This is a genomic window from Staphylococcus sp. EG-SA-15, from assembly GCF_017151895.1.
Classification (GTDB): domain Bacteria; phylum Bacillota; class Bacilli; order Staphylococcales; family Staphylococcaceae; genus Staphylococcus; species Staphylococcus aureus.
In genome coordinates, this window is record NZ_JACVZN010000012.1 from 1 (window position 1) to 19,946 (window position 19,946).

A 19,946-nucleotide genomic window follows, 5' to 3' on the forward strand; every position below is an offset into this window, starting at 1 on the left:
TTGTCGGTACACACGTACAGCAGGTTGCTGATGAAATTGAAAAACATTTATAAAATTTAAACAGCTAAAGCGCAAATCCAACTTCAATAGGGTTTGCGCTTTTTTTAGTCAAATAGTAGAATGATTTATATCTGAATTTTCAGAAATGGAGTGGGGATTGTGAAGAAAATTTTATTTGATGTTGATGGCGTTTTTTTAAGTGAAGAACGTTGTTTCGATGTCTCTGCATTAACGGTATATGAATTATTAATGGATAAGTGTTATTTAGGTCTTCATTCACATATAGATTGGGAAACTTTGACTGATAACGATATACAAGACATTAGGAATCGAATTTTTCAAAAAGATAAGATTTTAAACAAATTAAAATCGCTAGGGCTGAATTCAAATTGGGATATGTTATTTATCGTTTTTAGTATTCATTTAATTGATATTTTGAAAAAGTTATCACATGATGAAATTGAGGCATTCATGTATCAAGATGAGCCTGTCGAATTGAAGTTGCAAAATATAAGCACAAACTTAGCAGACTGTTTTAATTTAAATGAACAACTACCTTTACAATTTTTGGATAATGTAAAAGTTGGTAAAAATAATATTTATGCTGCTTTGGAAGAGTTTGCAACAACAGAGTTACATGTTTCGGATGCTACTTTATTTAGTTTGAAGGGTGCATTATGGACGTTAGCGCAAGAAGTTTATCAAGAATGGTATTTAGGATCGAAGTTGTATGAAGATGTTGAAAAGAAAATAGCACGAACTACTTTTAAGACAGGTTATATTTATCAAGAAATTATTTTGAGACCAGTAGATGAAGTTAAGGTACTTCTGAATGATTTAAAAGGTGCTGGTTTCGAATTAGGTATTGCAACAGGTCGTCCTTATACTGAGACTGTTGTGCCATTTGAAAATTTAGGATTGTTACCATATTTTGAGGCTGATTTTATTGCAACAGCAAGTGATGTTTTAGAAGCAGAGAATATGTATCCGCAAGCACGACCATTAGGAAAGCCGAATCCTTTTAGTTATATCGCAGCTTTATATGGTAATAATCGCGATAAATATGAATCTTATATCAATAAGCAAGATAACATTGTAAATAAAGATGACGTATTTATAGTAGGCGATTCGTTAGCTGACTTATTAAGTGCTCAAAAAATAGGTGCAACGTTTATTGGAACATTAACAGGTTTAAAAGGTAAGGATGCTGCAGGTGAGTTAGAAGCGCATCATGCCGACTATGTTATTAATCATTTAGGTGAACTTAGAAGTGTACTAGATAATTTGTAATTTGATTGTTGTTTGACAGCATAACTTGAAGTGAATGATTGAACCAAAGGTTTCATATTGAGTTACAATGAAATTAATAATGAAAAAATGCCAAGAAGCAATGGAAGTAATCCAATGTCTTCTTGGCATTTTGAATTTACATAAATTGTTTATGACTGTACCGTCAATTCAGTTGTGAAAATTTGATTGTATTCACCAACTTGTTTAAGTTCATCAATTATATTGTTTGAAACAGGTTGATCAACGGATAAAATCATTAGCGCATCTCCGCCCGCTTCAGTTCTACCTAAAGTCATAGATGCAATGTTGATATTGTATTTACCTAACAATGCGCCAGTTTTTCCTACCATACCTGGAGTATCATTATGATATGACACAATTTGATATTGATTTGGCTTTAAGTCTACAGAAAAATTATTAATTCTAACAATTCTTGGACCGAAACCTGTAAAGACAGAAGCGCCAACTTTAACGGAATCGCTATCGTTTGATAGTTCTACCTCTAAGTAGTTACTAAAACCTGTCTCTGCTTTATTATTTTCAATATTTAATGTCACTTGTTGTTGATTTAACAACATTAGAGCATTGATAATATTGACTTCAGGACCAAGATCATCTTTTAAAATATGAGTAATAATTGTACGTGTTAATAAACTACTATCAATAGAGGCTAAGTCGCCACCGTACGTAATTTTAATAGAGCTTGGTGCATTGTACATTAATTGAATAGCTAATTCACCAACTGTTTGGCTTAAATTGATGAATGATTTTACAGTATCATCTATATTGCTTAAGTCCATTTTAGGTGCATTCACTGCATGCGTTACAGTACCATCAATTAAAATTTCGATGATTTCATTTGAAACAGAAATTGCCACTTTTTCTTGAGCTTCGACTGTTGATGCACCCAAATGAGGTGTAACAATAATTTTATCATGTGCAACAAGAGGCGAATCAGTTGCAGGTTCATGTTCAAACACATCGATAGCTGCCCGACTAATTTGTCCTTCGTCTAATGCTTTTATTAGCGCCTTTTCATCAATAATACCACCACGTGCCACATTGATTATTTGCAAACTAGGTTTTGCTTTGGCAAAAAAGTCAGCATTAATTAAGCCTTTTGTTTTAGGTGTTAGTGGTGTATGTAATGTAACGAAATCAGAATGTTGGGCAATCTCATCAACTGTTGCCTTCGTAATGCTTAAAGATTTTGCTTTTTCATCCGTTAAGTAAGGGTCAAAAGCTAGTATTTTCATTCCGAAACTTTGCGCACGTTTAGCAACACCTAAACCAATTCTACCAGCACCAATGACACCTAATGTTTTATGATAAAGCTCAGTACCTTTAAATGCATTTCGATTCCATTCTTTATTTGTAAGTGATTGGTGTGCTTGCGGAATATTTCGAGCCATTGATAATAACATTGCCAGTGAATGTTCAGTAGCTGAAATCGTATTACCATCTGGGGCATTAATAACTAAAATACCTTTTAATGTTGCAGCATCAATATTAATATTATCTACACCAACACCGGCGCGTGCGATTACTTTTAAAGAATCAGCAGCATTTATGATATTTTCAGTGACCGTAGTTTGACTACGAACGATTAAAGCATGGTATGAAGGTATAATTTTGATTAATGCTTCTTCGGACAAGCCAGTTTGAATATCTACATTAAATTGTTCGTGATCTAATAATGCTTTGATACCATCTTTTGATATGGGATCTGCAACGAGTACATTAAATTGCTTCATGAATAACCTCCATATATTTTGATATACCTTTACCGATATAGTTAACTTTACGGTGTTCAGTTAAAATAATTTCTAAAGCAGATACTACCGATAAAATATCGAAAGGACTAATTTTCCCCATATGACCAATTCTTAAAATTTGACCTTTAAGATGGCCTTGACCACCAGCAATTGTTATTTTAAACCGATTTTTAAGTTCATCTTTGATTATTTTCACTTCATCATTTGTATTAGGTTTGAATGCTGTAACCGTTGGAGATGCATCTTTATCATTGACTAATAAAGTTAAATCTAATGCTTTTAAGGCGCTTCTTAATGCATTTCTAATTGCATAGTGTCGTGCTATTACGTGATTGAAACCTTCTGCTTTTACGGTTTCAACGTATGCATTTACACCTCTAAATAAAGACACATTTGGTGTGAACGGTGTAGAATTGTCAGCTTGTGACGAAATGTATTTATTTAAGTCTAGATAAAATTTTGGCGTAGTTACTTCTTTGAAACGTTCTTTTGCACGGTGGCTATAAGCTACAAAAGCTAATCCTGGAGGTAACATAATTGCTTTTTGACTACCAGAAACAAGTACATCAATTTTATCTTTGTTAATGTCAACATCAACAGCACCAATGCAACTTACGCCGTCAACTACAAAATAAATATTACTATTAAATTGATTGATGGCATTTCCTAACTCGTGAATAGGGTGTAGCACTGTCGTAGATGTTTCGCAATATTGACTAAATACTGCTTTAACTTCAACATCTAAAGTTGAAAGATAATTGATGAAATCTTTAACATCTACAGCTTCTCCCCATGTTACGTCATAAATGTGCACATTTTTGTAATAAGTTTGTGCAATTTGTTTAAATCGGTTACCAAAGGCACCTGAAACAATGACAACGAAGTGATCTTCAGGGTTTACAATGTTCAACATACTAGCTTCTAAGACGCTTGTACCGCTAGATGTTAAAATAAGTACATCATTTTGACTCCCAAATATTGGCTTTAGACCTTGAAATGCTTGTTGTGCGATGTCTTCAAAATCTTTAGAACGATGACCAACCATAGGTGCTTGAATTTCTCTCATAATGGCATCAGGTACAGGGGTTGGGCCAGGTGTTAATAACAACGGTTGATGATAATACATTTATATGCCTCCTATAAATAAGATTTCACTATTTTAGCAAATTTTCTGAAAATTTAAAAGCCTAAAAAAGTGATAACGCTATATTGTCGAACAAACGTTATCACTTAACGATTTTATTTGGCCTGAATGCTGGGATAGATTTTTATGTCCACATTATTTCTTACAGCATTTGAAATCATGCAATTATTATCTGCAATTGTTATCAATTTTGGTAATCGCTTTTCTAATTGTGCTATTTGATCACTTGGAATTTGAATTTGAGGATGGTGCACAATTTTTGACATACTGAATTTTCCGTTATTTAAACAAGCTGTTCCAATCGATTGTTGTTCAATTGAAATATCTGTGAACTTTGCACGTTCAAGAGTAGCTGCTAATGAGATGATATAACATGATGAAGCGGCTGATACTAACATTTCATCGGGATTTGTTCCTATACCAACACCACCTAAAGAAGCAGGTATAGAAATATTCTCTGAAAGTATGTCGCCTTGAACGTTTCCGACATTGTTACGACCACCTTGCCAAGAAGTTTGGACTTTAAAGTCATGTTGATGCAATTGCTTTAACCTCCAATATAATTGTGATAGTTTAATTTTAGAATAGTTTATCAAAGTTTAACAGAAAGGTGACTTATCAATGACTCTGAATAAACTGAAAGATGAATTACAAATTGTTTCGCACCGTGGATTGCCGAGTGATTTTCCTGAAAATACAATGGTCGGTTATCGAGAGGTAATGGGGCTCAATGTTGCTATGTTAGAAATAGATGTTCATTTGACCAAAGACCAACATTTTGTTGTGATACATGATGAAACAATTGATAGAACATCGGATGGTAAGGGGCGTATTTCTGATTACACATTATCGCAATTAAAATCATTTGATTTTGGTAGTTATAAAGATGTTGCTTTTAAGGGAGAACGAATACCCACGTTAGATGAAGTACTTTCATTATGCTTAAAGTATGATAAAAAGCTATTGATTGAATTGAAAAGTCCGAATTTATATCCAGAAATAGAATGTAAATTGCTGGCATTTTTGGAAGAAAAGAAAGTCGATGCGACACAAGTAGTTATACAATCTTTTGATATCGAATGCATCGAAAAGTTAAACACATTGGGCAGTATATATGAATTAGGTGTGCTTTGTAGTAAACGTAATTATTGGTATAAAAAGCCAAACTTTTCAAGAATTGCTCAAATTGCTAGTTATGTTAATCCTAATTATGCATTAGTGACCAGAAAATTTGTTGATAAAGCACATCATCATCAATTACAGGTTATGCCATACACAGTTAATAAATTGAAAACTGGAGAAAAATTAAGACAAATGGGTGTAGATGGATTAATTACAGATAATCCGAAATTATTTATTAAGTGAGACGATGAATGGTAATTTGATAGAGGGATGAGGATTCGTATATCGCAATTGATAATTTTAAAAACTAATGATGAAATACTAAAGATAATTAAACAAATAAGACTTGTAAATTCTAAGTTGATTGTAAAATAGGGTAGCTCCATATAATTTTGAATCTATCATTTTTAAATTAATAAAAAAAACACCCACAATTGTGGGTGTTTGTATTGAACGTATTATCTTGAGTAGTACTCAACGATTAATTGTTCGTTAATTTCAGCAGGTAATTCGCTACGTTCTGGTAAACGTACGAAAGTACCAGTTAAGCTGTCAGCATCAAAGTTTAAGTACTCAGGTACGAAATTGTTGATTTCAACTGATTCAACGATGATGTTTAATTTTTGAGATTTTTCACGAACTGAAATTGTTTGACCAGGTTTAACAGAATAAGATGGAATATCAACACGTTTACCATCTACTAAGATATGACCGTGGTTAACTAATTGACGTGCTTGACGACGAGTACGAGCTAAACCTAATGAATAAACAACAGCGTCTAAACGACTTGCTAATAAGATCATGAAGTTTTCACCGTGTACACCGAATTTTTTACCAGCGATGTCAAATGTGTTACGGAATTGTCTTTCAGTCATTCCATATAAGTAACGTAATTTTTGTTTTTCACGTAATTGTAAACCATATTCTGATAATTTTTTACGTTGGTTTGGACCATGTTGTCCTGGTGCGTAAGGACGTTTTTCTAATTCTTTACCAGTACCGCTTAAAGAGATACCTAAACGACGAGATTTTTTCCAGTTTGAACCTCTGAATCGAGCCATAATAAGACTCCTCCTTTAATTCTTTTTTGTTGTTATGAATAAACAAAAAAGAGTGTTGCATGCTTACTAAGATATATTGTTTTATGTGTCTTCACCTTATAGCGACAGTTACGTGACACGTCCGCATTGGGAACAACATAGCGCTCAATAATATACAACTGCTACTTTCGTTAATTCACACAAAGATTATTGTAACATTTTCCTGCTAACTGTCAACACTTTATTGAAAATGCTGATGTCCTTTTATGCGAGTTGCTTTTCAATAATTTTAACAATTGCTTCAAGATGTTCTTTGTCATTGTCATCAAATCGATCCGTTATAGGGGCATCGATATCTAAGACGCCGATAATTTTATCATCTTTGAAAATTGGAACGACAATCTCAGACTTACTATTAGCATCACAAGCGATATGTCCTTCGAATTGATGAACATCAGCTACAATTTGTGTACGACGTTCTGAAACGGCTGTACCACATACACCTTTTCCAATTGGAATGTGGACACAAGCGGGGTGTCCTTGGAAAGGTCCAAGTATAAGTTCATTTTGTTCCAATAAGTAAAAGCCGACCCAATTAATTTGATCTAGATTATCATTTAATAAGGCAGACATATTACTTAAAATAGCAATCATATGATGTTCATCTTCAATAAGGCTTGCTGCTTGTTTCTTTAATAATGTGTAGTTTGTTGGGTTAATTGTTGTCATATTTAAAACCTCTTATTTTCATAGATTTTATAATAGTATAGAATTTCGAAAATATTATGGCAATAAATTCATTTTATAATTTATCCTTAAGCAAAATTACGTTATAATAGTAATGATAAATTAGGAGGAGAAGCATATGGTGTTATATATCATTTTGGCAATAATTGTGATTATATTGATTGCTGTAGGTGTATTATTCTATTTACGTTCAAATAAACGACAAATTATTGAAAAAGCAATCGAACGTAAAAATGAAATTGAGACGTTACCTTTTGATCAAAACCTTGCACAATTATCTAAGTTGAATTTAAAAGGTGAAACAAAAACGAAATACGATGCAATGAAAAAGGACAACGTAGAAAGTACAAATAAGTATCTAGCTCCTGTGGAAGAAAAAATCCATAATGCTGAGGCTTTATTAGATAAATTTAGTTTCAACGCATCTCAAAGTGAAATTGATGATGCAAATGAGTTGATGGATAGTTACGAACAAAGCTATCAGCAACAATTAGAAGATGTAAATGAAATTATTGCGTTATACAAAGATAATGATGAATTATATGACAAATGTAAGGTTGATTATCGTGAAATGAAACGTGATGTTTTAGCAAATCGTCATCAATTTGGTGAGGCAGCAAGTCTACTTGAAACTGAAATTGAAAAGTTTGAGCCAAGGTTAGAGCAATATGAAGTACTAAAAGCTGATGGTAATTATGTACAAGCGCACAACCATATAGCTGCCTTGAATGAACAAATGAAACAGCTAAGATCTTATATGGAAGAAATACCAGAATTAATTAGAGAAACTCAAAAAGAATTACCTGGTCAATTCCAAGATTTAAAATATGGTTGCCGTGATCTTAAAGTTGAAGGGTATGATCTGGATCACGTAAAAGTAGACAGTACATTACAAAGCTTAAAAACAGAGCTTAGTTTCGTTGAACCATTAATTAGCCGCTTAGAATTAGAAGAAGCTAATGATAAACTAGCTAATATCAATGATAAGTTAGATGACATGTATGATTTAATTGAACATGAAGTTAAAGCTAAAAATGATGTCGAAGAAACAAAAGATATCATTACGGATAACTTATTCAAAGCTAAAGACATGAATTATACATTGCAAACAGAAATTGAATATGTACGTGAAAACTACTATATAAATGAATCTGATGCTCAAAGTGTTCGTCAATTTGAAAATGAAATTCAAAGTTTAATTTCTGTATATGATGATATTTTAAAAGAAATGTCTAAATCTGCTGTGCGATATAGCGAGGTTCAGGATAATTTACAATATTTAGAAGATCATGTCACAGTTATTAATGACAAACAAGAAAAGCTACAAAATCATCTGATTCAATTGCGTGAAGATGAAGCAGAAGCAGAAGACAATCTGCTACGAGTACAATCGAAGAAAGAAGAAGTGTATCGTCGATTACTTGCTTCTAACTTAACAAGCGTTCCTGAAAGGTTTATCATCATGAAAAATGAAATTGATCATGAAGTTCGTGATGTTAACGAACAATTTAGTGAACGTCCAATACACGTTAAACAGTTAAAAGATAAAGTGTCTAAAATTGTGATTCAAATGAATACATTTGAAGATGAAGCAAATGATGTTCTTGTTAATGCTGTTTATGCAGAGAAATTAATTCAATATGGAAATAGATATCGTAAGGACTATAGCAATGTTGATAAGAGCTTAAATGAAGCTGAACGATTATTTAAAAATAATCGCTATAAGCGTGCGATTGAAATTGCAGAGCAAGCTCTTGAAAGTGTTGAGCCAGGTGTTACTAAACATATTGAAGAAGAAGTTATTAAGCAATAGAAACTAGTATGTAGTTATACTTAAATAATATGAGCACTCTGTCAAATTGGACTGATGAGTTTAATAATTGAAGTTAGCCAACGATACGTTGTCTAGCTTCTTTTTTATATGGATAAATGAAAGGGACAATAAATATAAATAGCAATTGTTTAAAGATAAACGTAATCAAATGTGTTGTTTTAATTAATATAAGTAGTGAAAAAAGCATAATCACACAGCTGTTTAAATAGAGTGAAATAGTCTAATTCTTATTTAATAAGTAGAAATAAGATTATTTTGCGCTATAACCTTTATTTTTTGTCGGATAATAGTATAATGCTTGAGTAAAACAATTTTAACGATTGATGATTAATGAAAGAGAAGTGTTTATTTTGATATATCTAGATAATGCGGCAACGACGAAAGCATTTGAAGAAGTGTTAGATACTTATTTAAAAGTAAATCAATCAATGTATTATAATCCGAATAGTCCGCATAAAGCTGGTTTGCAGGCAAATCAATTACTACAACAAGCAAAAGCCCAAATTAATGCAATGATTAATTCAAAAACAAATTATGATGTTGTATTCACTAGTGGTGCAACTGAATCCAATAATCTTGCTTTAAAAGGTATTGCCTATCGTAAATTTGATACAGCGAAGGAAATAATTACATCCGTGTTAGAGCATCCGTCCGTATTAGAGGTTGTAAGATATTTGGAAGCACACGAAGGATTTAAAGTTAAATATGTTGATGTAAAGAAAGATGGCAGTATTAACTTAGAACACTTCAAAGAATTAATGTCAGACAAAGTCGGTTTAGTAACATGTATGTATGTAAATAATGTAACTGGACAAATACAGCCTATTCCACAAATGGCTAAAGTTATAAAAAATTATCCTAAGGCACATTTTCATGTAGATGCAGTTCAAGCATTCGGCAAAATTTCAATGGATCTCAATAACATAGATAGTATTAGTTTAAGTGGACACAAGTTTAATGGTTTAAAAGGCCAAGGCGTCTTACTTGTAAATCACATTCAAAATGTTGAACCAACTGTCCATGGTGGTGGTCAAGAATATGGTGTTAGAAGTGGAACAGTTAATTTGCCAAATGATATTGCAATGGTTAAAGCGATGAAGATAGCTAATGAAAACTTTGAAGCATTGAATGCATTTGTTACTGAGTTAAATAATGACGTCCGTCAATTTTTAAATAAATATCATGGAGTTTATATTAATTCTTCAACTTCAGGTTCACCATTCGTTTTAAATATTAGTTTTCCTGGCGTAAAAGGTGAAGTATTAGTTAATGCTTTTTCAAAATATGACATTATGATATCTACGACGAGTGCTTGTTCATCTAAACGTAATAAATTAAATGAAGTATTGGCTGCAATGGGATTATCAGACAAATCTATTGAAGGTAGTATAAGATTATCATTTGGGGCTACTACAACTAAAGAAGATATAGCAAGGTTTAAAGAAATATTTATCATCATTTATGAGGAAATTAAGGAGTTGCTAAAATAATGAAGTATGATCACTTGCTTGTTAGATACGGGGAGTTAACATTAAAGGGTTCAAATAGAAAAAAATTTGTAAATCAATTAAGAAATAATGTAAATAAGTCATTAAAAGGACTTGATGGGTTTGTCGTTAAAGGCAAACGAGATCGTATGTATATTGAACTTGAAGACCATGCAGATATAAATGAAATAACATATCGATTATCAAAAATTTTCGGTATTAAATCTATTAGTCCAGTATTAAAAGTAGAAAAAACAATAGATGCAATGAGTGCAGCGGCAATTAAATTTGCGCAGCAATTTGAAGAAAACAGCACATTTAAAATTGATGTTAAGCGTGCCGATAAAAATTTCCCAATGGATACGTATGAATTACAGCGTGAATTGGGTGGTGCAGTATTGAAGCACTTCGACAATATTTCAGTGAATGTCAAACGTCCAGATCATGAAATTCGAGTGGAAGTTAGATTAGATGCAATTTATATGTATGAAGAAGTTGTTCCGGGTTCAGGTGGATTACCAGTTGGTACTGGTGGTAAGACGTTACTAATGCTTTCAGGCGGTATAGACTCACCAGTTGCTGGGATGGAAGTGATGAGACGTGGCGTAACAATTGAAGCGATTCATTTCCATAGTCCACCATTTACAAGTGATCAAGCAAAAGAAAAAGTTATTGAATTGACACGTATTTTAGCTGAACGTGTTGGACCAATTAAATTGCATATTGTACCATTTACAGAATTGCAAAAACAGGTGAATAAAGTTGTACATCCAAGATATACAATGACTTCAACGAGACGTATGATGATGCGTGTTGCTGATAAATTAGTACATCAAATAGGGGCTTTAGCTATTGTAAATGGTGAAAACCTAGGGCAGGTAGCCAGTCAAACACTTCATAGCATGTATGCAATTAATAATGTAACTTCTACTCCTGTATTACGTCCTTTATTAACTTACGATAAAGAAGAAATTATTATTAAATCGAAAGAAATCGGTACATTTGAAACATCTATTCAACCATTTGAAGATTGTTGTACAATTTTCACCCCTAAAAATCCAGTAACCGAACCAAACTTTGATAAGGTAGTCCAATATGAAAGTGTCTTTGATTTTGAAGAGATGATTAATCGTGCTGTTGAAAATATTGAAACACTTGAAATAACTAGTGATTATAAAACTATTAAAGAACAGCAAACAAACCAATTAATAAATGACTTTTTATAAATAAAATCCTAGAGTAAATTTAAACATAAGGGGATGTTAAACTATGGATTTGAACTTAACGATGATTATAATCATAATTTTATTTGGTTTTATCGCGGCGTTTATAGATTCGGTTGTGGGGGGGGTGGTTTAATTTCTACGCCAGCATTATTAGCAATCGGTCTACCACCATCTGTGGCTTTAGGTACAAATAAATTGGCAAGTTCATTTGGTTCTTTAACTAGTACGATAAAGTTTATAAGGTCCGGTAAAGTGGACTTATATGTTGTTGCCAAATTATTTGGTTTTGTATTTTTGGCATCTGCATGTGGCGCATATATTGCAACGATGGTTCCGTCACAAATATTGAAACCTTTAATCATTATTGCACTTTCGTCGGTGTTTATATTCACATTACTTAAAAAAGATTGGGGCAATACACGTACGTTTACTCAATTTACATTTAAGAAAGCCATACTATTTGCAGCACTTTTTATATTAATCGGCTTTTATGATGGATTTGTAGGTGGGGGAACAGGTTCATTTATGCTTTTTGTATTGTTAGTCTTTGGTTTTGATTTTTTAAGTGCAGCAGGAAATGCTAAAGTTTTGAACTTTGCTTCTAATATAGGTGCGCTTGTATTATTTATGGTATTAGGACAAGTAGATTATGTAATAGGTTTAATAATGGCTACAAGCATGATTGCTGGGTCATATACTGGGGCACATTTTGCTATCAAACAAGGTGTTGGCTATGTAAAAGTATTATTTATTATTATTACTGCTATTTTAATTTTAAAAAATGCTTTTGATTATATTCAACAATTTGTATAAAATTAAATTTGCTTTTGATTAAAGCATGAAAATTGTAATCAAACCATAAATTGTCGTATGATGTAGTTAGAATTTTAAAATGCAGGAGGTCAAGTATATGACTGAAATAACATTCAAAGGTGGACCAATCCACTTAAAAGGTCAACAAATTAATGAAGGTGATTTTGCACCTGATTTTACAGTGTTAGATAATGACTTAAATCAAGTAACATTAGCAGATTATGCTGGTAAAAAGAAATTAATTAGTGTGGTACCATCAATTGATACAGGTGTTTGTGATCAGCAGACTCGCAAATTCAACTCTGAAGCTTCTAAAGAAGAGGGGATTGTGCTTACAATTTCAGCAGACTTACCATTCGCACAAAAAAGATGGTGCGCTTCAGCAGGTTTAGACAATGTCATTACATTAAGTGACCACCGTGACTTATCATTTGGTGAAAACTATGGCGTTGTTATGGAAGAACTTCGCTTATTAGCTCGTGCAGTATTTGTATTAGATGCAGATAATAAAGTTGTTTATAAAGAAATCGTTAGTGAAGGTACTGATTTCCCAGATTTTGATGCTGCTTTAGCTGCATACAAAAATATTTAATCATTAAAGAGATAAATCTTAAAATGTATACATCGTGTCCATCGTTGTCAACAGCATTAAAATAGAATTGTTTTCTATGATTGCTAAGACCTATGGGCACTTTTTATTGGAGAGGGACGAATATGGCAGAACAACAAACAATTATGGAACGCTTGTTTCATACATTAGATGAAAAAGCTAAAACATTAAATAATGAAAATGGCCAAAGTTTTATTGAAAATCTTGGGCTAGCAATGGAACAAGTATATACCAATGAAAGAGGATTGTTAGAACAATCGACGTTACAAGATCGACGTAAAGCATTCCAATTTGCATATTTAAGTTTAATGCAGGAAGAAAAGATACAAGCAAATCATCAAATTACACCAGATTCAATTGGATTGATACTAGGATTTTTAGTTGAGCGTTTTATGAACAACCAAGAAGAATTACATATTGTTGATATTGCAAGTGGTGCCGGTCATTTAAGTGCTACTGTAAAAGAAGTGTTACCTGAAATTGCGGTTATGCATCATTTAATTGAAGTTGATCCAGTTTTATCACGTGTTAGTGTACATTTAGCAAACTTCTTAGAAATTCCTTTCGATGTGTATCCTCAAGATGCCATCATGCCACTACCATTAGAAGAAGCAGATATCGTTATTGGTGATTTTCCAGTAGGCTATTATCCAATTGATGAAAGAAGTAAGGAGTTTAAGCTAGGTTTTGAAGAAGGACATAGTTATTCACATTATTTATTAATAGAACAAGCAATAAATGCATTAAAAGATGCTGGATATGCCTTTCTAGTGGTACCAAGTAATATTTTTACAGGTGAACATGTAAAACAGCTTGAAAAATATATTGCAACAGAGACAGAGATGCAAGCATTTTTAAATTTACCACCAACTTTATTTAAAAATGAAAAAGCGCGAAAATCTATATTAATTTTACAAAAGAAAAAATCGGGTGAAACAAAGCCAGTTGAAGTATTATTGGCAAATATTCCTGATTTCAAAAATCCTTCACAATTTCAAGGATTTATGACAGAGTTAAATCAGTGGATGGACACAAATCGTCCTAAAAAATAATCTGTAATAGTATAGTCATAAAACTGTATGAATGATAAAATGAGAAATGAAATAGTATAAAAAGCAAACGATGGAGGATCATTACTTATGTCAAAATTAATCTTGGCTATCAATGCTGGTAGTTCATCATTAAAATTTCAATTAATTAGAATGCCTGAAGAGGAATTAGTAACAAAAGGTTTAATAGAAAGAATCGGATTGAAGGATTCAATTTTTACAATCGAAGTCAACGGGGAAAAAGTTAAATCAGTACAAGATATCAAGGATCACGTTGAGGCAGTTGATATCATGTTGGATGCTTTTAAAGCGCACAATATTATTAATGATATTAACGATATCGATGGAACAGGTCACCGTGTTGTACATGGTGGTGAAAAATTCCCTGAATCAGTAGCTATTACTGATGAGGTTGAAAAGGAAATTGAAGAATTAAGCGAATTAGCACCGCTTCACAACCCAGCTAACTTGATGGGTATTCGTGCTTTCCGTAAATTATTACCAAATATCCCTCATGTGGCAATTTTTGATACAGCATTCCATCAAACAATGCCTGAAAAAGCATATCTATATAGCTTGCCATATCATTATTATAAAGATTATGGCATTCGTAAGTATGGTTTCCATGGTACAAGCCATAAATTTGTATCACAAAGAGCGGCAGAAATGTTAGATAAGCCAATTGAAGATTTACGTATTATTTCATGTCACATTGGTAATGGAGCATCAATTGCAGCTATCGATGGCGGTAAATCTATTGATACATCAATGGGCTTCACACCACTTGCTGGTGTAACAATGGGTACTCGTTCTGGTAATATTGACCCTGCTTTAATTCCATTTATTATGGAAAAAACAGGTAAAACTGCTGAACAAGTATTGGAAATCTTAAACAAAGAATCAGGTTTATTAGGATTATCAGGTACATCTAGTGATTTACGTGACTTATCAGAAGAAGCTGAATCAGGTAAAGCACGTTCACAAATGGCTTTAGATGTATTTGCTTCTAAAATTCACAAATATATTGGATCATATGCTGCGAGAATGCATGGTGTTGATGTTATCGTATTTACAGCAGGTATCGGTGAAAACTCAGTAGAAATTCGTGCGAAAGTTCTTGAAGGCTTAGAATTTATGGGTGTTTACTGGGATCCTAAGAAAAATGAAAACTTACTACGTGGTAAAGAAGGATTTATTAACTATCCTCATTCACCAGTTAAAGTTGTCGTTATTCCAACAGATGAAGAAAGTATGATTGCCCGTGATGTTATGACATTCGGTGGTTTAAAATAATTTTTAAATAAATATTAAGCGTCTATCTCCGCTACAATTATATGTAGGAGGTAGACGCTTTTTGTATTGTTTGAAAATTAACTAGTGTAATGTCTCTTTTCACGAATATCTTAAAGAATTAAGTAGTCGAAGAAGATTATGAAAACATTATTAAATGAGTTTTATTTATAAACAATAAAAAACCAAGTGCAGAAAGTTGCACTTGGTTCATAATGATCAAGTAGTTATCTAATGATCATCTATATTTAATTTTGATATTTTTCACGTAATTGAGTTGTTGCAACTTGTGGTTGGAAGTCTGCTGGTAACTCTTCAGTACGAACAACTAACACGTCACATGGCGCATGACGAACGATAGATTCTGATACAGAACCAACAATAAATCTTTCCACGGCATTTAAGCCTGATGTACCACTCATAATCAAGTCTGCATTAATTTCATGTGCAAGCTTTTTAGGAATGATAGATTTAGGAGAGCCAAACTCTAGACGCGTTTCTACATCTTTAACACCAGCGTTAGTAGCTACTTCTTTATAACCATTTAATAATTCTTCTGCAAAATGCTTAGATTTTTCAGTAAATTGAGCATCATAAACTTCATAAGAAGAATACGTTCTTGAATCAATTACATTCACAATTGTTAACTTCGCATCGTTACGTTTAGCAACACCAACTGCTCTGTTAAATGCCCATTCCGCTTCATGTGAACCGTCAACTGCGATTAAAATATTTTTGTAAGTAATCATAGTAAGTGCCTCCTTGTTCTTTCTTAATTATATTTTACCACAATTTTCGGAAAAGTCAGTGTAATAACCTTTACAATTTTGTGGATTTTTGATTGCGCTTTCAAAATGTTCGCGTTAAGATGATTATGGAGGTGGATGGTATGAAAATTGGTATACCAAGGGAGATTAAAAATAATGAAAATCGTGTTGGTTTATCACCAAGTGGTGTGCACGCTTTAGTAGAAAGTGGGCATACTGTTTTAGTGGAAACAAATGCGGGTTCAGGATCATTCTTTGAAGATGTAGATTACAAAGAAGCAGGTGCTGAGATTGTTGCTGAACAAGCAAAAGTTTGGGATGTGGATATGGTTATTAAAGTTAAAGAACCACTTGAATCTGAATATCCATATTTTAAAGAAGGGCTTGTATTATTCACTTATCTTCATTTAGCAAATGAAGAAAAATTAACACAAGCTTTGATAGATAGAAAAGTAATTAGTATTGCATATGAGACTGTGCAGTTACCAGACCGATCTTTACCATTGTTATCACCAATGAGTGAGGTAGCAGGAAGAATGTCAGCTCAAGTTGGCGCAGAGTTCCTACAAAAACTTAATGGTGGTATGGGAATTCTACTAGGTGGTGTCCCAGGAGTACCTAAGGGTAAAGTAACTATTATCGGTGGTGGTCAAGCAGGAACAAATGCAGCTAAAATTGCACTAGGACTAGGTGCAGATGTTACGATTTTAGATGTTAATCCAAAGCGTTTACAACAATTAGATGATTTATTCGGTGGACGTGTACATACAATTATGTCAAATCCGTTGAATATTGAGTTGTATGTTAAACAAAGTGATTTAGTAATAGGTGCAGTTTTAATTCCAGGTGCTAAAGCGCCAAGACTTGTAACAGAAGACATGATTAAACAAATGAAAAATGGGTCAGTTATTATTGACATTGCTATTGATCAAGGCGGTATTTTTGAAACAACTGATAAAATTACGACACATGATGATCCTACATATATTAAGCATGGTGTGGTTCATTATGCAGTTGCAAATATGCCAGGTGCAGTACCGCGTACTTCGACGTTAGCTTTAAATAATGCTACGCTACCTTATGCGCTCATGCTAGCTAATAAAGGGTATAGAGAAGCATTTAAATCAAATCAACCATTATCATTAGGTTTAAATACTTACAAAGGTCACGTAACCAATAAAGGCGTTGCAGAGGCATTTGAAATGGAATATAAATCTGTAGAAGAAGCATTACAATTATAATTTGAATTTGATGAAAAGGGAATGGATTACAGCGTACTAAAGAATGACGTTATCATCTCCTTGGTTATTAAAATTAAATAATGATAAATTAAAGCTAGAAACAATGCGAAGAAATCATCGAACATGAATGATATTGATTTGATTCATTACATGTTACTGATGAACATACCTGCATATGTGTTTCTAGCTTGTTTGTTACATATTGCATTTAGACTTGGACAAAAATTTATGTCCTAGGCGCTACAATGTTATATTGGCAGTGTTTGACTGAATGAGAATGCGCTTGTAACAAGCTTTTCATTTTTATCCCACTCCTTATTTTTCGTAATGTGTTAATACTTCATATCCTTCATTAGTGACAAGTATGTCATCTTCAATTCTTACACCTGCAACACCTGGTACATAAATACCTGGTTCGATTGTAATAACCATGCCAGCTTCTAACAAATTAGAATTAGTACTTGAAACATCTTGATATTCATGTTCTTGTAATCCTAGGCCATGACCTAAGCGATGAGGGAAATATTCACCATAACCTTTTTCTGAAATAATATTTCTAGCGATATGATCGATATCTTTTAAAGGTATTCCAGGTTTAATTGCTTGGATTGCAGATGTTTCTGCTTCTAATACAATATTATAAATTTCTTGTGCTTCTTTGCTAGGTTCACCAAATTTAATGGTACGTGTCATATCGCTACAATAATGCTCATAAATTACACCTAAATCAAATAGTACATATTCATTGCTTTTTAATCTGCGATTTCCTGGTGTGCCATGAGGTGATGCGGCATGATCTCCAAATAAAACCATCGTATCAAAACTCATTTCATTGACGCCATATTGTTTGATAGTTTGCTCAATATGGTTGACTACTTCACGTTCAGTCACACCTTCTTTTAAATAAGAAACACCTATTTCGATACACTTATCTGCTAACTCAGCAGCTTTACGTATTTTGCTAATTTCATCTTCGGATTTAATATTTCTCAATTGTTTGATTGTTAAATCAACATCTCCGAATGAATTGACATTGAAACCAGAGGTTAATTGTTTTTGGCGTGCTACTGTTAAGTGCTCGCTTTCAATTAGTAATTTATTGATTGTTTGAGGATAAAGTGAGAAAGGGTTTTCAGTGTCTAAATATCCAACGATTTCACCTGTGAAAGGTGATGCTTTGACTTCTTCGACTTCCATTTTTGGACAAAATAGTACTTGTTTACCATCTTTCTTAATCAATAATGCAAATAATCTTTCATGGGGTTCGCTACGGTATCCAGTAAAATAATATACATTCAACGGTGTTGTAATCCATGCTGCATCAGCTTGTTGATTGTTCAGTTCGTCTATTATTTTTGATATTTTTGTCATTTTATAAACACTCCTCAACATAATATTACTTCCATTTTATGCCAATTATTATTAGATTTCAAAATCGAGCTAATACATTAACTAGATTTTCAATTTTTAAAATTTGAGAATTTGTTATAATTAAGTGGCAAAAGGGTACTAAATTTATATAGCAATTGATAGGAGGATGCTCAAATGAAGTTATCATTTCAAGGTCAATCAACGATTTATTTAGAAGGGAACAACAAAAAGGTTATCGTAGATCCGTTTATTTCAAATAACCCTAAGTGTGATTTGAATATTGAAACAGTGCAGGTAGACTATATCGTTTTAACGCACGGTCATTTTGATCATTTTGGTGATGTTGTGGAACTAGCAAAGAAAACAGGAGCAACAGTAATTGGAAGTGCAGAAATGGCTGACTATCTTTCTTCATATCACGGTGTTGAAAATGTTCATGGTATGAATATTGGTGGTAAAGCAAACTTTGATTTCGGAAGCGTTAAATTTGTTCAAGCATTTCATAGTTCAAGTTTTACACATGAAAATGGTATTCCAGTTTATTTAGGTATGCCAATGGGTATCGTGTTTGAAGTTGAAGGAAAAACAATTTATCATACTGGTGATACAGGTCTGTTTAGTGATATGTCACTTATTGCGAAACGTCATCCAGTTGATGTATGTTTTGTACCAATTGGAGATAATTTTACGATGGGTATTGATGATGCAAGTTATGCTATTAATGAATTTATTAAACCAAAAATTTCTGTACCGATTCATTATGATACATTCCCATTAATCGAACAAGATCCACAACAATTTAAAGATGCTGTTAATGTAGGGGACGTGCAAATTTTAAAACCAGGTGAATCTGTTCAGTTTTAAATAGAATATAGATTTTACACTAAAAAACACCTCGCTAATCTATGTGGAAGTTATCGTCTGCATTTTTTTAGTGGGTGTTTTTATATTCTACTGATTCAGTTACGACGTGGACGGGGGACATCAGTGGTTCTTTATCATTTCTGACCTACTCTCGTAATTTTAGTTCTATACAATTAGACATTGATTATAAATTTACTACGATATAAAAAATCCAGAACCACAGTCATAATCATTTCTTGTGTTTACTCAGTCGTTTGAGACTGCATCATGATTGAA

Annotated in this window: 20 protein-coding genes and 1 pseudogene; 12 read left to right on the top strand and 9 right to left on the bottom strand. The window is 32.8% G+C overall.

Going from position 1 to position 19,946, the window contains the following annotated elements; all coding sequences use genetic code 11:
- Window positions 1-159 precede the first annotated feature (159 nt).
- Window positions 160-1,290: an HAD family hydrolase gene (locus IDG64_RS07085; protein WP_000721708.1), complete on the top strand. Its 1,131-nt coding sequence runs from the start codon at window positions 160-162 to the stop codon at window positions 1,288-1,290.
- On the opposite strand, the gene IDG64_RS07090 is transcribed toward IDG64_RS07085, so the two are convergent.
- The 4 genes from IDG64_RS07090 to IDG64_RS07105 all read right to left on the bottom strand — a co-directional run bounded on the left by IDG64_RS07090 (window position 1,251) and on the right by IDG64_RS07105 (window position 4,751).
- Entirely contained in the window at window positions 1,251-1,346 is a 96-nt protein-coding gene (locus IDG64_RS07090; protein ID WP_031775019.1) for a hypothetical protein, read from the bottom strand. The genes IDG64_RS07085 and IDG64_RS07090 overlap by 40 nt on opposite strands.
- Before the next feature lie 93 nt (window positions 1,347-1,439).
- On the bottom strand, window positions 1,440-3,044 hold the full coding sequence (serA, locus tag IDG64_RS07095; RefSeq protein WP_000808837.1) for a phosphoglycerate dehydrogenase: 1,605 nt from the start codon (window positions 3,042-3,044) through the stop codon (window positions 1,440-1,442).
- Window positions 3,031-4,191: a pyridoxal-phosphate-dependent aminotransferase family protein gene (locus tag IDG64_RS07100; protein WP_000291419.1), complete on the bottom strand. Its 1,161-nt coding sequence runs from the start codon at window positions 4,189-4,191 to the stop codon at window positions 3,031-3,033. The genes serA and IDG64_RS07100 overlap by 14 nt, the downstream gene beginning before the upstream one ends.
- 113 nt (window positions 4,192-4,304) lie before the next feature.
- On the bottom strand, window positions 4,305-4,751 hold the full coding sequence (locus IDG64_RS07105) for an OsmC family protein (protein ID WP_000553927.1): 447 nt from the start codon (window positions 4,749-4,751) through the stop codon (window positions 4,305-4,307).
- 79 nt (window positions 4,752-4,830) lie between these two features.
- Between IDG64_RS07105 and IDG64_RS07110 the strand changes: the two genes are divergently transcribed.
- A complete protein-coding gene (locus IDG64_RS07110) occupies window positions 4,831-5,574 on the top strand; it encodes a glycerophosphodiester phosphodiesterase (RefSeq protein WP_000174285.1) in 744 nt (247 codons plus the stop codon).
- Window positions 5,575-5,789: 215 nt separating this feature from the next.
- Here the strand turns inward: IDG64_RS07110 and rpsD are convergent, their stop codons facing one another.
- Both rpsD and IDG64_RS07120 read right to left on the bottom strand, forming a co-directional pair.
- The gene (gene rpsD / locus IDG64_RS07115) at window positions 5,790-6,392 is read right to left on the bottom strand and encodes a 30S ribosomal protein S4 (RefSeq protein WP_000090512.1); all 603 of its coding nucleotides are present in this window, start codon (window positions 6,390-6,392) and stop codon (window positions 5,790-5,792) included.
- A 243-nt stretch (window positions 6,393-6,635) separates the two neighbouring features.
- Window positions 6,636-7,100 carry a GAF domain-containing protein gene (locus IDG64_RS07120; RefSeq protein ID WP_000207845.1) on the bottom strand — a complete coding sequence of 155 codons (465 nt, stop codon included), beginning with the start codon at window positions 7,098-7,100 and terminating at the stop codon, window positions 6,636-6,638.
- 136 nt (window positions 7,101-7,236) lie between these two features.
- Here IDG64_RS07120 and ezrA point away from each other — a divergent pair, with 136 nt between their 5' ends.
- Window positions 7,237-8,931, top strand: coding sequence for a septation ring formation regulator EzrA (ezrA, locus tag IDG64_RS07125; protein WP_000244865.1), 1,695 nt, complete (start codon window positions 7,237-7,239; stop codon window positions 8,929-8,931).
- Window positions 8,932-9,004: 73 nt separating this feature from the next.
- Here the strand turns inward: ezrA and IDG64_RS07130 are convergent, their stop codons facing one another.
- Entirely contained in the window at window positions 9,005-9,145 is a 141-nt protein-coding gene (locus IDG64_RS07130; protein ID WP_001789981.1) for a hypothetical protein, read from the bottom strand.
- Between the two features lie 148 nt (window positions 9,146-9,293).
- On the opposite strand from IDG64_RS07130, the gene IDG64_RS07135 reads away from it, so the two are divergent.
- The 6 genes and pseudogenes from IDG64_RS07135 (at window position 9,294) to IDG64_RS07160 (ending at window position 15,430) form a co-directional block, all read left to right on the top strand.
- On the top strand, window positions 9,294-10,442 hold the full coding sequence (locus tag IDG64_RS07135; protein ID WP_072470676.1) for a cysteine desulfurase family protein: 1,149 nt from the start codon (window positions 9,294-9,296) through the stop codon (window positions 10,440-10,442).
- A complete protein-coding gene (thiI, locus tag IDG64_RS07140) occupies window positions 10,442-11,665 on the top strand; it encodes a tRNA uracil 4-sulfurtransferase ThiI (protein ID WP_000872651.1) in 1,224 nt (407 codons plus the stop codon). The genes IDG64_RS07135 and thiI overlap by 1 nt, the downstream gene beginning before the upstream one ends.
- Before the next feature lie 43 nt (window positions 11,666-11,708).
- Window positions 11,709-12,478 (top strand): annotated as a pseudogene (locus IDG64_RS07145) (sulfite exporter TauE/SafE family protein).
- Between the two features lie 97 nt (window positions 12,479-12,575).
- Complete coding sequence (gene tpx / locus IDG64_RS07150) at window positions 12,576-13,070, top strand: thiol peroxidase (protein WP_000136257.1); 495 nt, start codon at window positions 12,576-12,578, stop codon at window positions 13,068-13,070.
- 122 nt (window positions 13,071-13,192) lie between these two features.
- Window positions 13,193-14,140 carry a class I SAM-dependent methyltransferase gene (locus IDG64_RS07155; protein WP_000840576.1) on the top strand — a complete coding sequence of 316 codons (948 nt, stop codon included), beginning with the start codon at window positions 13,193-13,195 and terminating at the stop codon, window positions 14,138-14,140.
- Window positions 14,141-14,227: 87 nt separating this feature from the next.
- Complete coding sequence (locus IDG64_RS07160; protein ID WP_000040061.1) at window positions 14,228-15,430, top strand: acetate kinase; 1,203 nt, start codon at window positions 14,228-14,230, stop codon at window positions 15,428-15,430.
- Between the two features lie 245 nt (window positions 15,431-15,675).
- On the opposite strand, the gene IDG64_RS07165 is transcribed toward IDG64_RS07160, so the two are convergent.
- On the bottom strand, window positions 15,676-16,176 hold the full coding sequence (locus IDG64_RS07165; RefSeq protein ID WP_000634175.1) for a universal stress protein: 501 nt from the start codon (window positions 16,174-16,176) through the stop codon (window positions 15,676-15,678).
- Between the two features lie 140 nt (window positions 16,177-16,316).
- On the opposite strand from IDG64_RS07165, the gene ald reads away from it, so the two are divergent.
- Both ald and IDG64_RS07175 read left to right on the top strand, forming a co-directional pair.
- Window positions 16,317-17,435 (top strand): alanine dehydrogenase, encoded by a 1,119-nt coding sequence (ald, locus tag IDG64_RS07170; RefSeq protein WP_000689998.1) that lies wholly within the window; start codon window positions 16,317-16,319, stop codon window positions 17,433-17,435.
- 123 nt (window positions 17,436-17,558) lie between these two features.
- A complete protein-coding gene (locus IDG64_RS07175; protein ID WP_031775021.1) occupies window positions 17,559-17,672 on the top strand; it encodes a hypothetical protein in 114 nt (37 codons plus the stop codon).
- Between the two features lie 78 nt (window positions 17,673-17,750).
- Here the strand turns inward: IDG64_RS07175 and IDG64_RS07180 are convergent, their stop codons facing one another.
- A complete protein-coding gene (locus tag IDG64_RS07180; RefSeq protein WP_000161676.1) occupies window positions 17,751-18,806 on the bottom strand; it encodes a M24 family metallopeptidase in 1,056 nt (351 codons plus the stop codon).
- 174 nt (window positions 18,807-18,980) lie between these two features.
- Between IDG64_RS07180 and IDG64_RS07185 the strand changes: the two genes are divergently transcribed.
- Window positions 18,981-19,670, top strand: a complete 690-nt coding sequence (locus IDG64_RS07185; RefSeq protein WP_000777197.1) for a metal-dependent hydrolase — start codon at window positions 18,981-18,983, stop codon at window positions 19,668-19,670.
- Window positions 19,671-19,946: the final 276 nt, after the last annotated feature.

Coding starts and splice junctions, on each gene's coding strand:
- IDG64_RS07090 (WP_031775019.1), bottom strand. CDS start 1,346: ATGAAACCTTTGGTTCAATCATTCACTTCAAGTTATGCTGTCAAACAA.
- serA (WP_000808837.1), bottom strand. CDS start 3,044: ATGAAGCAATTTAATGTACTCGTTGCAGATCCCATATCAAAAGATGGT.
- IDG64_RS07100 (WP_000291419.1), bottom strand. CDS start 4,191: ATGTATTATCATCAACCGTTGTTATTAACACCTGGCCCAACCCCTGTA.
- IDG64_RS07110 (WP_000174285.1), top strand. CDS start 4,831: ATGACTCTGAATAAACTGAAAGATGAATTACAAATTGTTTCGCACCGT.
- rpsD (WP_000090512.1), bottom strand. CDS start 6,392: ATGGCTCGATTCAGAGGTTCAAACTGGAAAAAATCTCGTCGTTTAGGT.
- IDG64_RS07120 (WP_000207845.1), bottom strand. CDS start 7,100: ATGACAACAATTAACCCAACAAACTACACATTATTAAAGAAACAAGCA.
- ezrA (WP_000244865.1), top strand. CDS start 7,237: ATGGTGTTATATATCATTTTGGCAATAATTGTGATTATATTGATTGCT.
- thiI (WP_000872651.1), top strand. CDS start 10,442: ATGAAGTATGATCACTTGCTTGTTAGATACGGGGAGTTAACATTAAAG.
- tpx (WP_000136257.1), top strand. CDS start 12,576: ATGACTGAAATAACATTCAAAGGTGGACCAATCCACTTAAAAGGTCAA.
- IDG64_RS07155 (WP_000840576.1), top strand. CDS start 13,193: ATGGCAGAACAACAAACAATTATGGAACGCTTGTTTCATACATTAGAT.
- IDG64_RS07160 (WP_000040061.1), top strand. CDS start 14,228: ATGTCAAAATTAATCTTGGCTATCAATGCTGGTAGTTCATCATTAAAA.
- IDG64_RS07165 (WP_000634175.1), bottom strand. CDS start 16,176: ATGATTACTTACAAAAATATTTTAATCGCAGTTGACGGTTCACATGAA.
- ald (WP_000689998.1), top strand. CDS start 16,317: ATGAAAATTGGTATACCAAGGGAGATTAAAAATAATGAAAATCGTGTT.
- IDG64_RS07175 (WP_031775021.1), top strand. CDS start 17,559: ATGAATGATATTGATTTGATTCATTACATGTTACTGATGAACATACCT.
- IDG64_RS07180 (WP_000161676.1), bottom strand. CDS start 18,806: ATGACAAAAATATCAAAAATAATAGACGAACTGAACAATCAACAAGCT.
- IDG64_RS07185 (WP_000777197.1), top strand. CDS start 18,981: ATGAAGTTATCATTTCAAGGTCAATCAACGATTTATTTAGAAGGGAAC.